The organism is Methanosarcina mangrovi, from assembly GCF_052057765.1.
Classification (GTDB): Archaea; Halobacteriota; Methanosarcinia; order Methanosarcinales; family Methanosarcinaceae; genus Methanosarcina.
Genome location: NZ_CP195120.1, coordinates 496,897 through 513,681, shown reverse-complemented (window position 1 = coordinate 513,681; position 16,785 = coordinate 496,897). Strand labels below are relative to the sequence as shown.

Here is a 16,785-nt window from a genome sequence, read left to right as displayed (position 1 = left end):
ATGAGATTGGCACGGGCAGGTATTGCCCGGCTCCCGATGCCGCAATTAGAAACCATAATTTGACATTATGATTTGAAATCACAAATTGAAACCATAATTTATTTTTTTCCGCGGCTCAGAGCCTGAAGCCCGAGTTTTACGGGTCCGGGAAGTTTCCCGCACTGCATGACTTTCATCTGTTCGGGAGAAATAAACTTGAAAGCTGCGTTTATGAGAGCATCAGATTTCATGATCCCGTCCATTATCTGTCTCGCCTGTACGGAGGTTTCGAGAGCTGAACCGAACTGAGCTCTCCAGCGCAGGTCATAAGTTTCGAGTTTGCATTTCCCTGCGGCAAATTCTGCTGCAGTTTCTCCCGCAATTTTTCCTGCAATCATTGCGGGAGGAATACCCCCTCCATTCGTTGCGATAATATGTCCGGCGGCGTCCCCTACGATAAGAGAGTCTGCTGTTGCAGTATTTGCAGGGGCTCCGTTTACGGGAATAATGCCTGCTACGACATTCATTATGACAGCATTTTTCAGCTTCGGGGCGGCAAGAGGGTGATCTCTCATAAAACGGTGAAGGTACTCTTTTGCAGAAACCCCTTTTTCAGCCATTTCGCTTCGGATTCCTATTCCTACATTTGCCCTTCCTTTACCTTCCGGGAAAATCCACGCATAACCACCAGGGACATAATCTTTTCCGAAATACATCTCAAGGGCTTCCGGGTCGATATCAACATTCCTGACCTGGTACTCGATGGCAACAGAGGTTTCCTTTGATTCGGATTTCATGGCAAGACATTTTGATTTTGCGACCAGAGAATTAGGACCGTCAGCTCCAATAATCGCTTTTGCTTTCAGGGTGTGTTTCCCGAAAACCCCTGAAGTTTTGACAGTTGTCCCCTCCACCTTTGTCACACGGGTCTTTACCATCAGTTCAGCCCCTGCCGCAGCAGCCTGCTCAGCCAGGAACTGGTCATAGCGGCGGCGATCGAGGACCGTACCCCGGACTGCAAACTCTTTTACACTGCCGTTTGGGGGGATGATCCGCTGGGTTTTGATATGCTGCAGAACACAGGAGTCAGGATAGTTTTTCAGCGTCTCCGGCAGGCTGGCCTCGGGCAGCAGAGCCCGGACTTCCGAGGCATCCGGAAGAAAACCGGCACACTGGATGGGGTTTCCAATTTCTCTTTTCTTATCAAGAAGCAGGACAGAGGCCCCATTCCTTGAGGCATGCAGGGCAGCGGTGGAACCTGCAGGGCCCGCGCCCACAACGATGACATCGTAAGAGGCTTTTGAAATCATGAAAAGGTCTCACTGTTGTTTATTTTTAGCCTCTGCAGTTTACTTAGGAATTGTTTATTAATCCTTTCCTGAAGCCAAAAAACGAATAGAGATGCTCGGGTAGTTTGGCTCCCACAACAAGGGATTGGAGCCCTCAAAATGAAGATTCAAAATTCTGTTTGCCAGGATATCAGGAATAAGAAAAAGATCGAGATGGTAGAAATGTTTATATATAACCACATAGTACAACGGTTACCGGCTTCCTATGAAGACAAAAAGAAGAAACAGGGAAGTAAAAACAGGGGATTTTTGGAAGTTCAAAAGAACTCCCGGATCCAGATTTAACGCGGCAATTCAGAAGAATTGTAAACTAATTATTTTTGAAAGGCAAGCAAAAAGTCAACAAATAAGTATCTTAAGTCAACAATAAACTATAAATAGAATAAGATAGTACAACGGTTACCGGCTTCCGGTAGCCGATACAAAGCAAATAAAGGAGCAAGGAAAAAATGAGACAAATAGCAATCTATGGAAAGGGCGGCATTGGAAAATCCACTACTACGCAGAATCTTACTGCAGCCCTTTCGACTATGGGAAACAATATTCTTCTTGTAGGGTGCGACCCGAAAGCAGACTCCACCAGAATGCTGCTCGGCGGCCTGAACCAGAAGACCGTACTTGACACTCTTAGAAGCGAAGGTGACGAAGGAATCGACCTTGATACTGTTCTACAGCCAGGCTTTGGCGGTATCAAATGTGTGGAATCCGGAGGTCCCGAACCTGGTGTAGGATGTGCAGGCCGAGGCATCATTACCTCCATTGGACTGCTCGAGAACCTGGGAGCTTACACTGACGATCTTGACTATGTATTCTACGACGTGCTTGGTGACGTCGTATGCGGTGGTTTTGCCATGCCTATCCGCGAAGGAAAAGCCAAGGAAATCTACATCGTGGCCAGTGGAGAACTGATGGCCATATACGCAGCAAACAACATCTGCAAAGGTCTTGCCAAATTCGCCAAAGGTGGAGCCCGTCTCGGAGGCATCATCTGTAACAGTAGAAAAGTAGATGGAGAACGTGAACTCCTTGAAGCATTCGCAAAGAAACTGGGAAGCCAGTTAATCCACTTCGTGCCCAGAGACAACATCGTCCAGAGGGCAGAAATCAACAGAAAGACCGTAATCGACTTTGACCCCGAATCCGACCAGGCAAAGGAATACCTCACCCTTGCAGAAAATGTCCAGAACAACAACAACCTCGTAGTTCCAACCCCACTCCCGATGGAAGAGTTAGAAGCCATGATGGTAGAATTCGGAATTGTTGAACTGTAACTGTTGAGACCCAGAGGAGATGAAAACGATGCAAATGATAAGAGCAGTCATAAGACCGGGAATGGAATCAAGGGTTGTCGAGAGCCTGGAAAAAGAAGGCTGTATTTCCCTTACAAAAATGGAAGTCTTCGGAAGAGGTAAGCAAAAAGGGATTCACATTGCAGATATCCACTATGACGAATTGCAGAAAACCATGCTTCTGATGGTAGTCGAAGACGAACACAAGGAAAAAGTTATTAAGACCATAATGGAAGCTGCAAGGACCGGGAAGTATGGGGACGGAAGGATCTTCGTAAACCCCGTGGAAGAAGCATACACCATAAGGACGGGAAAAGCCGGGCTTTAAAACCGGCTTTTCGGAGGGAAATCCCCATGAAAGAAATCACGGCAATAATCAGGATGAACAAGGTCCAGAAAACCAAGGATGCCCTGCTTGGATGTGGCTTTCCTTCTTTTACCGTAAGAAGGGTCATGGGCCGCGGGAAACAAAAAGGGCTCTGCTTTGAATTTAACCCGCCTCTTCCGGACCCGGAAAAGGAGGCAGAGACCTGCATTCGCTTCATTCCAAAACGCATGCTCACCGTCGTTGTGGATGATGAAAACGTAAGCGAAGTGGTTCAGAAAATCATAGAAGTTAACCAGACCGGAAATCCGGGTGATGGAAAGATTTTCGTGTCAAACATTACTGAAGCAATCCGCATAAGGACCGGAGAACGCGGAGAAGCTACCGTTAATAAGGAGTTGATGTAAGAATGGGAGCAGAAATTGAAGACAAACAGCTGATTGTTGACAACATTTTGAAAGTGCTCCCGGAAAAAGCTGCCAGGGACAGAAGAAAACACATAGTTGTCAGGGACTGTTCCGCCGAACAGCACATTGAAGCCGACGATAAAGTAATTCCCGGAATCCTCACAAACCGCGGCTGTGCCTTTGCAGGTACCAAGGGTGTGGTCTTCGGGCCTATAAAGGATATGGTCCACCTGGTCCACGGCCCCATAGGCTGTGCTTATTTCACCTGGGGCACCAGGCGAAACCTTGCCAGGGCAGAAGAAGGCGAAGACAACTATATGAATTACTCCGTATGCACGGATATGAAAGAAACCGATATCGTCTTTGGAGGAGAGAAAAAGCTCAAAAAAGCCATTGATGAGGTTGTAAAAATTTTCAATCCGGGAGCTATTACCATCTGTGCAACCTGCCCTGTGGGGCTTATCGGAGATGATATCGAATCTGTTGCAAGAGAAGCTGAAGAAGAGCACGGGATCAAGGTAATCCCCGCCCGCTGCGAAGGGTACAGGGGAGTCAGCCAGTCGGCAGGCCACCACATTGCAAGCAACTCCCTGATGGAACACCTGATAGGGACCGAGGATATCAAGGACCCCACTCCCTTTGACATAAACATCTTCGGAGAGTACAATATAGGAGGGGACCTCTGGGAAATCAAACCAATCCTCGAAAAAATAGGATACAGAATTATCTCAAGTTTAACCGGAGACGGATCATTCCACAAGATCTCACAAGCCCATCAGGCAAAACTCAGTATCCTGCTCTGCCATCGTTCTATCAACTACACTAACCGGATGATGGAAGAAAAATACGGAGTCCCCTGGCTGAAGGTAAATTACATCGGCACGAAAGGAACTGAAAAATCCCTGCGGAAAATGGCAGAGTTCTTTAACGACCCGGAACTTACCCGGAAAACCGAGGAAACCATTGCTGAAGAAAAAGCAAAATATGCGGATGAAATCGAAAGATACAGGAAAAAACTCCAGGGAAAAACCGCTTTTATCTATGCCGGAGGCTCCAGAAGTCACCACTATATAAACCTCTTTGAAGAGCTCGGCATGAAGGTTGTTGTTGCAGGCTACCAGTTCGCCCACAGAGACGACTATGAAGGTAGACAGATCATTCCACAAATAAAGGAAAAAGCCCTTGGGTCCATTCTTGAGGACGTACACTACGAAAGAGAAGAAAACGTCAAATCTTCCATTAGCGCTGAACGAATTGCAGAACTGAAAGAGAAAATCGGGCTCATGGACTACGAGGGACTTTTCCCCGAAATGAAGGATGGGACCATTGTCGTTGACGACCTTAACCATCACGAGACCGAATTCCTCGTAAAAACCCTCAAACCCGATGTCTTCTGTTCCGGGATTAAGGACAAGTACTGGGCTCAGAAATTAGGAGTCCCCTCAAGGCAGATACACTCCTATGATTACAGCGGACGTTACACCGGCTTTTCCGGAGTCCTGAATTTCGCACGGGATATTGACATGGCTATTCACAGCCCCACCTGGAGGTTCATAAACCCACCGTGGAAGGGCGAAGAAACGGAGTAAAAAACAAAAAATAAAGAGGTGTAAAAAATGCTTGATTATACCCCATGTGAAGAAGTGGAACGTTCAGCCGTTACCATCAACCCTGCAAAAATCTGTCAACCAATAGGAGCCGTTTATGCGGCTCTCGGCGTGCACAACTGCATGCCCCACAGCCACGGGTCCCAGGGCTGCCTTTCCTACCTGCGTATGTGCCTGAGCAGGCATTACAGGGAGGCTGCACTGGCAACTACCAGCAGTTTTTCCGAAGGGACAGCCGTTTTCGGAGGAGCTGCAAACCTGAAGGAAGCTCTGGTCAACCTTACAACTGTATACCAGCCTGAAGTAATCGCCATTCACACCACCTGTGTAGCAGAAACCATTGGAGACGATGTTGGAGTCATCTTAGAAGATGTGAGTGCTGAAGAGCTTATTGACCCGTCCATCAAAATCTGTGCAGCTTCCACTCCAAGTTATGTCGGTACCCACATAACCGGCTATGACAACATGGTAAAGTCTTTCGTAACCACCTTTGCCAGCAAAAGCAAGCCAAACGGGAAACTTAACATCATCCCCGGCTTTGTAGAACCTGCAGATATCAGGGAAATAAAACGCATACTCTCGATAATGGGAATTTCCAGTATTGTCTTCCCGGACACCACGGACGTCTTTGATGCACCCCTGACAAAAGAACATGCCTTCTACCCCAAGGGTGGTACCCCCATAGGAGACATCGAAGACTCAGCAAACTCCCTCGGGACGATTGCTCTCTGCAGGATGGCAGGAGGCTCTGCAGCAAAAATCCTGGAAAGCAAGTTTAAGGTTCCGGCAAAAATAGGGCCCACCCCCATAGGGATCAGAAACACTGACCGTTTCATCATGAATGCAGCAAAATTAGCCAACGTGGCTATTCCCCCCGAACTTGAAGACGAGAGGGGAAGGCTTGTTGACATGATGACTGACGCCCACCCTCACTACCACGGAAAGAAGGTAGCCATTTACGGTGACCCTGACATACTTTCAGGCCTCACGAGCCTTGTGCTGGAAATGGGCATGGAACCGAGTGTGGTGCTCACCGGCACGCAGAACTCTGAATTTGAAAAAGAAATCGAAGGACTCATAGGTTCCGAGTACCCGGACGCCGATATCATTTCGGGAGGGGACCTCTTCATGCTCCACCAGATCATAAAGCGAAAGCCCGTGGACCTCCTAATCGGCAACACATATGGGAAATTCATATCAAGGGCAGAGGATGTGCCCCTGGTCAGAGTAGGCTTCCCGATCATGGACCGGGCAAACCTGCACTACTTCCCAATCATGGGGTACGCCGGAGCTGCACGACTGGTGGAGCGCATAGGAAACACCCTGCTCGACAGGAAAGACAGAGATGCACCAGACTGGCTGCTTGAGACCATTCAGTAAAGAGTCGCCAGGATATAAAGATATTGATACGAACTTATCTCAGAGATGATAGCAGACTGATAAGTTAAAAATGGAAAAAAATGGAAAACCGCCGCTGCAATTCTGAAAACAGAAGCAGAGGGGAGTGAAAGAGATGAAAGAATTAACCGGGATAGTGGATACTCTCGAAGAAAGGCAGCCATACATCACCAAAAAGCAGGAAAAGGGGCAGATAGTTCCCCTTGCCTGCGACAACAACTCTCTTGCAGGAGCCATCAGCCAGCGGGCATGTGTATATTCGGGAGCAAGGGTTGTTTTAAACCCCGTAACCGACGCAGTCCACCTGGTCCACGGCCCTATAGGCTGTGCAGGCTATACCTGGGACATAAGAGGGGCAAAGTCCAGCGGGGTCGAAACGAACCGCAGCAGTTTCAGTACGGACATGAAGGAGATCGATGTTGTCTTCGGAGGAGAGAAAAAACTCTCAAATGCGATCGATGAGCTGGTAGGCATCTACCGTCCTCCTATCGTTTTCGTATATTCCACATGCATTGTGGGAATCATAGGAGACGACCTGGAATCGGTATGCAAGACAGCAAGCCAGAAGCATAATATCCCGGTAATCCCTGTGAAATCCGAAGGCTTCAAAGGCAACAAGTCTGACGGATACAAGGCTGCTTGCGATGCCTTAAAGCAGCTTATTAAAAGACCGGAAGTAAAGAAGCCCGAGAAAGGCCCTGAAGTCAACAGGCCGAAGATTAACATCCTGGGAGACTTCAATGTAGCCGGGGACGTCTGGCTCGTCAAACCCCTCTTTGAACGAATGGGAATCGAAGTCATAGTCTCCATGACCGGAGATTCGACTGCCGAATCCATCTCAAGGGCAGCGGAAGCAGACCTCAACCTTGTCCAGTGCAGCGGGTCAATGACCTACCTTGCAAAATGGATGCAGAAAGAGTACGGGATTCCATATCAAACCATAAGTTTCTTCGGAATCGAAGATATTTCCATTGCGCTTCGAAAGACTGCGGAATACTTTGGCTCAGAAGAAATGAAAAAGATAGCAGAAGAAATCCTGGAGACCGAAACGAACCGGATAATGCCTGAAATATCCCGGGTCAGAGAGAGAGTCAAAGGGAAAAAAGCCGCCATCTACATGGGCGGACCTGCAAAAGCCCTCACGCTTATCAAAGGTTTTGCGGAACTTGGCATGGAAGTAGTCATCATCGGGACCCAGACCGGGAAAAAGGAAGACTACGAGCAGATCAGTTATTCGGTCCGGGACGGGACAGTCATTGTAGACGATGCAAACCCCCTGGAACTTGCAGACCTGCTCGTGAAACAGAAAGCCGACCTGATGGTTGCAGGTGTTAAAGAAAGGTTTATCGCATACAAGCTGGGTGTTGCCTTCTGTGATTTCAACCACGACAGAGTGGTGGAGTTCGAAGGCTTTGACGGTTTTGTAAACTTCGCAAAGGAAGTAGATGCCTCAATCAACAGCCCTGTCTGGAAAGCTATCCGGCAGAGGACCCTTAAACCCGAATCCCTGGAGCCGGAAAAAGCCACGATAGAATCGGGACAGGAAAAAGCCGCAATAGAAGAAAAGATCCCCGCAAAACCGTGCACAAAGAAATGTAAAGGTGTAGCCCTGAAAAGGGAGTTTTTACACTCCAGGTCGGATGCTGCAGTTGAGAGCCAGGTATGAGGAGGCAATAAAATGACTAAAAGAAACTATGCAACTGTGAATCCCTGTGTTATGTGCCAGCCCATGGGAAGTGCCCTTGCCTTTAAAGGGATTGAAAATACCATGGTCCTCTACCACGGCTCCCAGGGCTGCAGCACCTATATGCGCCTGCACCTTGCCCATCACTTCAGAGAACCTGTAGATATTGCCTCAAGCTCTCTCAGTGAAAAAGGAGCGGTCTACGGGGGCAGGGAAAACCTGAAAAAGGGGCTCAGAAACGTCATCAACAGATATAAGCCGAAAGTAATAGGCGTTGCAACCACCTGCCTTGCCGAAACAATTGGCGATGATGTCCCTGCGATTATCAGGGAATTTAAAGAGGAAGAAGGGATCGGAGACGATCTCGAAAAAGATATCATAATCATTCCCGTCTCCACCCCCAGCTATGGGGAAAGCCACGTCAGCGGGTACATAAAAGCCCTTGATGCCGTTGTCAGGAAATTTGCGGAAACCCCGGGGGAGGAGAACGCTGCAAAAATCCCTAATGGGAAATTGAACCTCATCCCGACTGAAAGCCTCTCCCCCGCTGATGTGCGGGAACTCAAAGAGATTCTTGAGGTTATGGCCGGAGATTACATTTTCCTGCCGGACATCTGCGAAACCTTTGATGCCCCCCTGAGAGATGACCTCCCGAAAATTGCTTCCGGAGGCACTCCGCTTTCCGAGATTGCAGATATGCCTAACAGCCGGGCAAGCCTGGGTCTTGGCATAGTCAGCAAGAACCTGGCACTGAGGTACCTTGAAGAAGCCCACGAAGTGCCCGGGTTCGATGTCCCGATTCCTATAGGGCTTTCGAACACGGACAGTTTCTTTACGGAACTGGTCAACATCATCGGTTGCCCCATCCCCGAGAAATACCAGAAAGAAAGGGGAAGGCTCCTCGATGCCATGGTGGACGTGCATAAATACCTCTATGGGGTAAAGGCAGCAGTCTACGGAGACCCGGACACCGTATTTAGCCTGACGACTTTTATGCTGGAACTCGGGATGAACCCCGTGCTGGTAGCAACCGGAAGCAAAAGTCGGGACTTTGAAAAGAGAATAAAACAAATTTTCAAAGAGATCAGACCGGAACTGGAACCTGTGGTTCTGGACGGAATTGACTTTGACAGCCTCAATGACGCAGTCAGCGAATGCAGCCCCGAAATCCTGATAGGGAACTCAAACGGGAGATACATTGCCAAAGCACGCGACATTCCCCTTGTAAGGGTTGGCTTGCCAATCCACGACAGAGTAGGTGCACAGCGCATCCTCACTGTAGGATACAAGGGAGCAATGGAACTTCTGGACAGGATCACCAACACCATCCTTGAAGCAACCGATACTTTCACCGCACCGGTGCAGATAGAATCATATGCGGACCAGGGTGAAAAAGATGATTGCGTAGAGGGAGCGCAGTAAGCTGAACAAAAAGCTACTTCCAATCATGGCAAATACCGGCTTCAGCGCATAATACCTCCCGGAATTCAGAAACTCCTGATAGAGAATGAAAAACAGAAAATGTGAATGAGAAAAACGAAAGCGGTCTAAGGTTCTCAGAGCCGGGAAAACAATAAAAAAGGGAGGGATTTGATGGAAATCTTTCAAATAATCGCGACCCCACTTCTGTTAACCCTCAAGATTTCCGTCATTGCAACCCTCTTTGTAACGGTGCTTGGAATTTTAATTGCTTATATACTGGCAAAAAGGGAGTTTTCGGGGAAAAGGTTAGTTGACGTTATGGTTACCATGCCAATGGTGCTTCCCCCTACTGTAACCGGGTACATCCTTGTTATCCTGCTGGGAAAAAACGGAGTTATAGGAAGTATCTTCACCAAACTTACGGGGAGCGGAATCCTCTTTACCTGGCAGGCCGCAGCCATTGCAGCTTTTGTAGTCTCTTTGCCCTTGATGGTAAAGACCACCACCGCAGCCATCGGGGCAGTAGATAGGAATGTTGAGGAAGCATCTCGTATTCTCGGAAGGAATGAATTCGAAACTGCGCTCTTCATAACTCTGCCTCTTGCAAAGAAAGGCATTATTGCAGGGTGTGTCCTGAGTTTTGCAAGGGCTGTCGGAGAGTTCGGGGCAACCCTTATGGTTGCAGGAAATATCCCGGGAAAGACCAGCACCATGCCTCTTTCCATTTACGGAGCATACCAGACAGGAAATAATGAACTTGCGAACCTGCTTGTGCTTATCCTTGTTGTCATGTCATTCATAACGATTGCAGCCACCAGCAAACTGGGAGAACGATGAAAAAAGGTGAGAGTAGGTAATGACTGTTGAAGTTGACATTGAAAAGGAATTCTACGGAAGGAAAAACAGGAAAAAGAAAGGGGAAAACCCCAGCTTTTCAATGAACTGCAGCTTTGATGCCGATTCCGATTTTGTGGTCCTGTTCGGGTGTTCCGGTTCAGGTAAAACCACGGCTCTCCGCTGCATTGCGGGGCTTGAAAACCCGGATGCAGGGACTATAAAGATAAACGGTACCGTGTACTTTGACGGCAGGAAAAAAGTAAATCTTCCTCCCCAGAAGAGGAAAATCGGGTACATGTTCCAGGAAAATGCCCTCTTCCCGCATATGAACGTGCGTCAGAACATCGAGTTCGGATTAAAAGGCCTGAGCTCCATGGAAAAAACGGACAGGGTAAACGAGATGCTGGATCTTGTGGGGATAGAGGAACTTGAGTTTGCCTATCCGGACGAACTTTCAGGCGGCCAGAAACAGAAAGTTGCGCTTGCCAGAGCCCTTGCCCCAAGCCCCGAAGTCCTGCTCCTGGATGAACCCTTTTCAGCCCTGGACACCGTAGTCCGCCTGAAATTGAGAAAAGAATTGAGAGATATCCAGAAAAGACTCGGAATTCCCGTAATTTTCATCACCCATGACCCTGTCGAAGCTTTTACCATGGCAGACCGGATGGCAGTCTTTGAAGACGGCAGGGTACAGCAGATAGGTACCCCTGAGGATATATTCTATCATCCGAAAACTCGCTATGTGGCCGAACTTGTGGGCTTCTCAAACCTCTTTGATAATGCCGTGGTAGAAGGACACGGAAACGGAGCCGAGTGCACCTTCCTGTGGTCCCTCGGAACGGAAATTACCGCTCCCTATATCGAACGCAAAGCCGGAGACAGAGTCAGCTGGGGTATCAGGCCTGAGAATATAGAGCTTGTGGACAGGAAGAATATGCACGTTATCCGCCAGGGAGACAGGAAAAACCTCTTCGACGGAGTGATAATGAACGTTGTGAACAAAGGCACCAGCCGGATCATGTCCCTCATACTCAAAGATAGTGAGGACGTCCTGAAGGTAGAGGTCGCAAACCATGTTTTTGACTCATTAAAAATAGGGACTGGCGACGAATGCATGGTCAGGCTCAGAGCATCGGATATGATTGTTTTCTGACTCTCGAATTGCGACTCGCCCGGAATGGCGACTCGGGAGGTCGCAGTCCTTTTCGCTACGCTACGCTTCGCTCAAGAGGACAAATTTAGAATGGGAGAATAGAGTAGAGTTCTTCTTTGAATTTTGATTTGGGATCAAGGAAATCGAAATTTTCCGGCAGTTAGATATATTCACAAGAATCCACATCAATTTCGAGATTTGCGGCTCTGAAGTATGAGGTTCTTTTCGCTGAGCTCAAGAGAAATAATATAGGAGAGAAACCAGTAAGTTTCGCTCAAGAAGATTGATTCATAAGTTATAACAGTGAGTTACTCTGGAACAAAATTACAATTTCATAACCTGTACAAACCTATTCTGTATACATAGGTAGTTCTTGTTACTCCCGAAAAAGGAGAGCACCCTTTCCCGCAGAAAGATTGCCGATTCCTTTGCTTCTTTTGCATAGACGATATTGCAAAGCGTGTAAAACGTACTTTTGTGCCAAACAAAAGTTGGCACTTTAAGTCAATGTTTTTTTCGATATGAAATCTTTTTTTAGAGGATTATACATGAAATTGTCAACTTAGATTATTGATATCAAAATCTGACTAAATAAGCTTAATTAATAAATATAGATGCAAAAATAGTATTTAGTAACACAAAATCAATAGTAACTTATACTAAGAATACAATTAAGTCACTAACTTAGCAAATAGTAACATGAAAAGAACAATACATCGTACAATAAATGTGATGAAAATTAAAGACAGCTATATCGATCTGTAGCCTTAGATGAGAACATTATAAACTGATAGGCCGGGGAAGAAGCGAAGATGGAGTATATATGCCATCCGGAGATCGATTATAGAGACCGATATAACAACAGAAACCTGGAAGATGTCTGGATTGAGGTTCTTATCCTGGTAAGCCATTTTTCTCAGGGAAGACTCAGGGTAATCCACGTTTCTAATGCTCATCATGAGAGCATCACAACAGTCGAACCGGATGAACAAAAGAGAGGTTTAGCACAGGTTCCCAGAGCCCACGGATATTGAGTCATGGAGACTCTGAAAGGAGAATTAATGGGTATTATGGCCGGGGCCAGCTTGCAACTATAGCTACTTTTAACCTTCTGGAGGGTGACAGATGAACGAAGACAAAGAGATAATCAGAGATTTCTGGAATTATCGTTCTCAAACATTCGATAAATCTCCTGGCCATTATACCGCCAGCAAAGAGGAGGAAGAAGCATGGAAGGGGCTCCTCAGGTCAAAGCTGGATGATGCCGAAAAAATCCTTGATATTGGTTCAGGAACAGGTTTTCTCTCACTAATGCTTGCCGATATGGGGTATGAGGTTGTGGGAATCGATCTCTCCGAGGAGATGATTGCTCGTGCGTCTGCCAAGGCAAAAGAGAGAGGATTATCAATCGATTTTCATCAAGATGATGCCGAACAACTTGGTTTTGAAAACAACTCCTTCGATGCCATCGTCAACAGGGCGGTCCTCTGGACACTTCCGCATCCGGATATTGCAGTACGTGAATGGATGCGGGTATTGAGGCCCGGAGGAAAGCTCTGCTTTTTCCTTCACGTGCCTCGCAACGAGCGAGAAGATGCGCTCCAGAAACAGGTTTTGAACCTCTGGATACTCCTCTCAGAGAGAAGGAATCCGTGGCGCACTCTTGGAAGTAAGGGACAGGCTGTAAACCTTCCATATAACGGGGGTGTAAAACCCGGAGTCATTTTAGACCTTCTGAAATCTGTCGGATACTCTCATGTCTTCGCCGAGCCCATGCACGAGATTGAAACCCTGAAAAGCCGACGTATGCCCTACCCATATAGAATTTCACACGGGCACGGTCAGTTCTGCTACACAGCTGAGAAACCAAAAGAGGATTGAAGATGAAGAGAATAAGTTTTACACCCCTGAGATTCCTGGCATTCTGCTGCTTTGTCGGAGCGATGATTATCACTGCGGGATGTTTAGGACAGATTGCTCAGACAGAAGACAACGTTCAAGAGGACAACATTCAGACGCTCATCGTTGCCGGACCCGCTGATTTTGATTCAAGAGTAGAGATGAAGATGAATGTGTATGATGTCTTCCTCGACATCAATGCCAATGGAAAACCTATTCCCGGCCATCTTGTCAGTTCATGGAACGAGTCTGATGACGGATTAACCTATACTTTCCAACTCAATAAGGGAATAGAGTTCCACGATGGGACGCAATGGAACGCGAGTTCTGCTGCATGGTTCCTGACATGGTGCAGTCAGGGGCCAAGGAAGAACGATATCGCATTCTCAAAGATATCCGATGTGAGTGAGGTCGATGAACATACAATACAGGTTACTCTGAAAGAGCCATATGGAGCTTTCATCAAATCGCTCTCATCGGAGTCGACCAGCCATGTCATCGCACCAACATCGGTCGAACCTGCCTGGAGTAACGATGGAGAGATCGTATCCTTTATCGGGACAGGGAAGTTCGAGGTTGAGAACTATGTAAAGGCACAGAGTGCAGAATTTGTGAGGCATGATCCGGCCTCAGGTGAAGGAATGTTAATTGACCGGATATCTTATCGGGTAATTCCTGATAGCTATGCCAGTGTATCGGCGTTGCGTGCAGGTGATGTGGATATCATTGGAGTGGCGGACCACCATTCAACGGTCCCGTATGAGCAGATCCCCCAGATGATGAACGATCCGGATATCATCGTCGAAAAGCAGTCCTACGGAAGATATCAGGTTGTGGAACTGAACTGTAAAGAGGGGTCGCTTAGTGATATTCGTCTCCGGGAGGCGATCAACCTCGGGCTTGACCGGGATAAGATGGTTAAAGAACTCCTCGCCAGCGCTGCAGAACCTGCGTATTCGGTTGTATCCCCTGCGTACCCATGGGCCAGCAGCCTTGCAGGGACGGAATATACCTATGACCCGGAGAAAGCAAAGAACCTCCTTGACCAGGCAGGATGGGTAGTTGCCGGAGCCGATGGAATTAGGGAAAAAGACGGACAGAAACTGACACTTACCTATATCGTTCCGCAGGGTGAAGCAAACTCCGACTCGATTGCCGTCTATATCCAGAGTGAGCTGAAGAAGATCGGGGTCGAAGTGGATATCCTTGTGCTTGAAAGCGGTGCCGCAGGAGGAGAACGTCAAAAGGGCAACTATGACATGTATCTGCACCACAGCTGGGGAGTCCCCGGGCTGCCCGAAGGACCGCTTACCGGAAAGTATCACTCTGCCTGGGGGTCATGGCCGGTATCTTATCATGATGCTGAGCTCGACCAGCTGATCGAAACAGCCATCGCTACCGGTGCAGATGAAGATTATAGCGCCGCATACCTGTATATTCAGGAGAAGTATGCCTGTATGCCATTGTATGACATTGAGAAAATCGCTGCGTATAGAAAGTCTGTGAAAGGCTTCACGTTCTCTGCTTCGATCTACGGGCTCGACCTGAGTACGGTTAGTATCGAACCTTAAGAAGGTGTATTATGGCCGGAGATGTACCTATCCTATTAGCAAGAAGGATACCATGGGCCCTTCTAACTATCTTTCTTGCATCAATTCTCGCATTTTCGATAATGTACTTTGCACCGGGAAATCCGGCCGAGATCATTTTAACACAGGAGACCGGAAATGAGCCGACAAGAGAGGCTGTTTTACTTTTCATGAACGGCCACGGGCTTGAACAGCCTTTTCTAAAACAGTACGCTGCCTGGATGACAAACCTGTTTTCCGGAAGCCTTGGTATATCCCTCCGAACAGGTGATCCGGTTCTGGAAGAATTTACTACCCGTTTTCCGGCAACATTCATCCTCGCGGTGACGGCGATGGCACTTGCACTGGTAACGGGCACCAGCATTGGTGTGTTGTCAGCCATGAGGCCACATTCCCCGGTTGATCTATTTGGCAACTTCATCGCATCGATGGGAACCTCAATACCATCTTTCTGGCTTGCACTGCTGCTCATCCTCATATTCTCGATCCGTCTTGATATCCTCCCTTCATTCGGATATGGAGGGATACAACACCTTATCCTTCCAACAATGGCCCTCGGTTTTCTCCAGATATCAAGAATTCTGAGGATAACAAGAGAGAGCATGCTCGACGCCCTCTCCGAAGACTATGTCTTCGAAGCCTATGCAAAAGGCCTGAGGGAAAGAGAGGTTGTGGTGAAACATGCGTTTCGAAACGCTTCCGTCCCTGTTGTTACCCAGGCAGGACTCGACATCGGAACACTCCTTGGCGGCACTGTGATCATCGAACAAATTTTCGGGTGGCCAGGAATAGGGAACTTTCTTCTGACATCGGTAATGAGCAGAGACTATCCTGTCATTGCGGGATTTGTGCTCCTTATAGCTCTGATATTTGTGATCGTCAATATTCTCGTTGATATTCTGTATGTGTGCATCGATCCAAGGATGAAACCGGGAGGAAATATTCGTGGGTAACAGCTTGTATGGAAGAGGAGAGAGCAGTCACCGGGAACAGATCTGTCATTACCTACAGACCAAGTCCTCACGTATGAGTATAAAGGTGGTCATCAGCTGTATGGCTCTCCTTGCCTTTGCGGTAATGATTATCTTTCCAGGTGCATTAGCCCCCCATGACCCAAATGCTGTAGATCTTGACAACCGGCTTGCAAAACCAGGAGTGTCACACCCATTTGGAACAGACCATCACGGTCGGGATATTCTTAGCCGGGTGATCTATGGGGCACAGACCTCACTGGTAACTGCCCTCTCCGTAGTTGCCATCGGTGTCGTACTCGGTACCTTCATAGGCTTGGTTGCCGGATTTTTTGGAGGTGTTATTGATCAAACCATCATGCGTATTGTAGACCTCTTCCTGGCATTTCCAGGGACGATCCTTTCTATAGCTCTGGTCGGATTATTTGGGGCTTCACTCTTCAACATAGTAATCGCACTCTCGGTGATGTGGTGGGTGAGTTATGCACGAATTATACGGGGATCTGTCCTCCAGGTAAAAGAGAAGGATTTTATCAAAGGAGCTCGGCTCATGGGGGGAAATTCATACTACATCATCAGGCAACATGTGCTCCCGAATGTACTTTCCCCTGTATTTGCCCTCGCCACACTTGATGTGGGATCCGCAATTCTTCATATCACAGGCCTGAGCTTCCTCGGCCTCGGGGCCCAGCCCCCAACCCCGGAGTGGGGGGCGATGATTCAGGGAAGTATCGCTTTTATGGAGACCGCACCGCAGACGATGATCTTCCCGGGACTGTGCATCATTATTACAGTCCTCTCATTCAACTGCCTGGGTAACTGGCTGAAAGAGAGAATTGATCCGATGAGGGCGGAGAAAACTGATTTTCAATGAACGGG

The 16,785-nt window shown here is 47.8% G+C and carries 15 protein-coding genes; 14 read left to right on the top strand and 1 reads right to left on the bottom strand.

Annotated elements, in window-relative coordinates; all coding sequences use genetic code 11:
- Positions 1-98: 98 nt before the first annotated feature.
- The gene (locus tag ACSAZL_RS02475) at positions 99-1,289 is read right to left on the bottom strand and encodes a geranylgeranyl reductase family protein (RefSeq protein ID WP_440947174.1); all 1,191 of its coding nucleotides are present in this window, start codon (positions 1,287-1,289) and stop codon (positions 99-101) included.
- Positions 1,290-1,777: 488 nt separating this feature from the next.
- Here ACSAZL_RS02475 and nifH point away from each other — a divergent pair, with 488 nt between their 5' ends.
- The 14 genes from nifH to nikC all read left to right on the top strand — a co-directional run bounded on the left by nifH (position 1,778) and on the right by nikC (position 16,780).
- The gene (nifH, locus tag ACSAZL_RS02470; protein ID WP_440947173.1) at positions 1,778-2,599 is read left to right on the top strand and encodes a nitrogenase iron protein; all 822 of its coding nucleotides are present in this window, start codon (positions 1,778-1,780) and stop codon (positions 2,597-2,599) included.
- Between the two features lie 28 nt (positions 2,600-2,627).
- Entirely contained in the window at positions 2,628-2,945 is a 318-nt protein-coding gene (locus ACSAZL_RS02465) for a P-II family nitrogen regulator (protein ID WP_440947172.1), read from the top strand.
- A 26-nt stretch (positions 2,946-2,971) separates the two neighbouring features.
- Positions 2,972-3,349 (top strand): P-II family nitrogen regulator, encoded by a 378-nt coding sequence (locus tag ACSAZL_RS02460; RefSeq protein WP_440947171.1) that lies wholly within the window; start codon positions 2,972-2,974, stop codon positions 3,347-3,349.
- A gap of 2 nt (positions 3,350-3,351) precedes the next feature.
- Entirely contained in the window at positions 3,352-4,938 is a 1,587-nt protein-coding gene (nifD, locus tag ACSAZL_RS02455; protein ID WP_440947170.1) for a nitrogenase molybdenum-iron protein alpha chain, read from the top strand.
- A gap of 27 nt (positions 4,939-4,965) precedes the next feature.
- The gene (gene nifK / locus ACSAZL_RS02450) at positions 4,966-6,336 is read left to right on the top strand and encodes a nitrogenase molybdenum-iron protein subunit beta (RefSeq protein WP_440947169.1); all 1,371 of its coding nucleotides are present in this window, start codon (positions 4,966-4,968) and stop codon (positions 6,334-6,336) included.
- A 133-nt stretch (positions 6,337-6,469) separates the two neighbouring features.
- Positions 6,470-8,020, top strand: a complete 1,551-nt coding sequence (gene nifE, locus ACSAZL_RS02445; RefSeq protein ID WP_440947168.1) for a nitrogenase iron-molybdenum cofactor biosynthesis protein NifE — start codon at positions 6,470-6,472, stop codon at positions 8,018-8,020.
- A 12-nt stretch (positions 8,021-8,032) separates the two neighbouring features.
- Positions 8,033-9,460 carry a nitrogenase component 1 gene (locus ACSAZL_RS02440; RefSeq protein ID WP_440947167.1) on the top strand — a complete coding sequence of 476 codons (1,428 nt, stop codon included), beginning with the start codon at positions 8,033-8,035 and terminating at the stop codon, positions 9,458-9,460.
- Between the two features lie 171 nt (positions 9,461-9,631).
- Entirely contained in the window at positions 9,632-10,297 is a 666-nt protein-coding gene (modB, locus tag ACSAZL_RS02435) for a molybdate ABC transporter permease subunit (RefSeq protein WP_440947166.1), read from the top strand.
- A gap of 19 nt (positions 10,298-10,316) precedes the next feature.
- Positions 10,317-11,447 carry an ABC transporter ATP-binding protein gene (locus tag ACSAZL_RS02430; protein ID WP_440947165.1) on the top strand — a complete coding sequence of 377 codons (1,131 nt, stop codon included), beginning with the start codon at positions 10,317-10,319 and terminating at the stop codon, positions 11,445-11,447.
- A gap of 812 nt (positions 11,448-12,259) precedes the next feature.
- Complete coding sequence (locus tag ACSAZL_RS02425; RefSeq protein WP_440947164.1) at positions 12,260-12,481, top strand: hypothetical protein; 222 nt, start codon at positions 12,260-12,262, stop codon at positions 12,479-12,481.
- Positions 12,482-12,572: 91 nt separating this feature from the next.
- Complete coding sequence (locus ACSAZL_RS02420; protein ID WP_011023800.1) at positions 12,573-13,328, top strand: class I SAM-dependent methyltransferase; 756 nt, start codon at positions 12,573-12,575, stop codon at positions 13,326-13,328.
- 2 nt (positions 13,329-13,330) lie between these two features.
- Entirely contained in the window at positions 13,331-14,917 is a 1,587-nt protein-coding gene (locus ACSAZL_RS02415) for an ABC transporter substrate-binding protein (RefSeq protein WP_440947163.1), read from the top strand.
- Between the two features lie 11 nt (positions 14,918-14,928).
- Positions 14,929-15,888: an ABC transporter permease gene (locus ACSAZL_RS02410; RefSeq protein WP_440947162.1), complete on the top strand. Its 960-nt coding sequence runs from the start codon at positions 14,929-14,931 to the stop codon at positions 15,886-15,888.
- Positions 15,889-15,988: 100 nt separating this feature from the next.
- Complete coding sequence (gene nikC / locus ACSAZL_RS02405) at positions 15,989-16,780, top strand: nickel transporter permease (RefSeq protein ID WP_440947161.1); 792 nt, start codon at positions 15,989-15,991, stop codon at positions 16,778-16,780.
- The last annotated feature ends 5 nt before the right edge of the window (positions 16,781-16,785 follow it).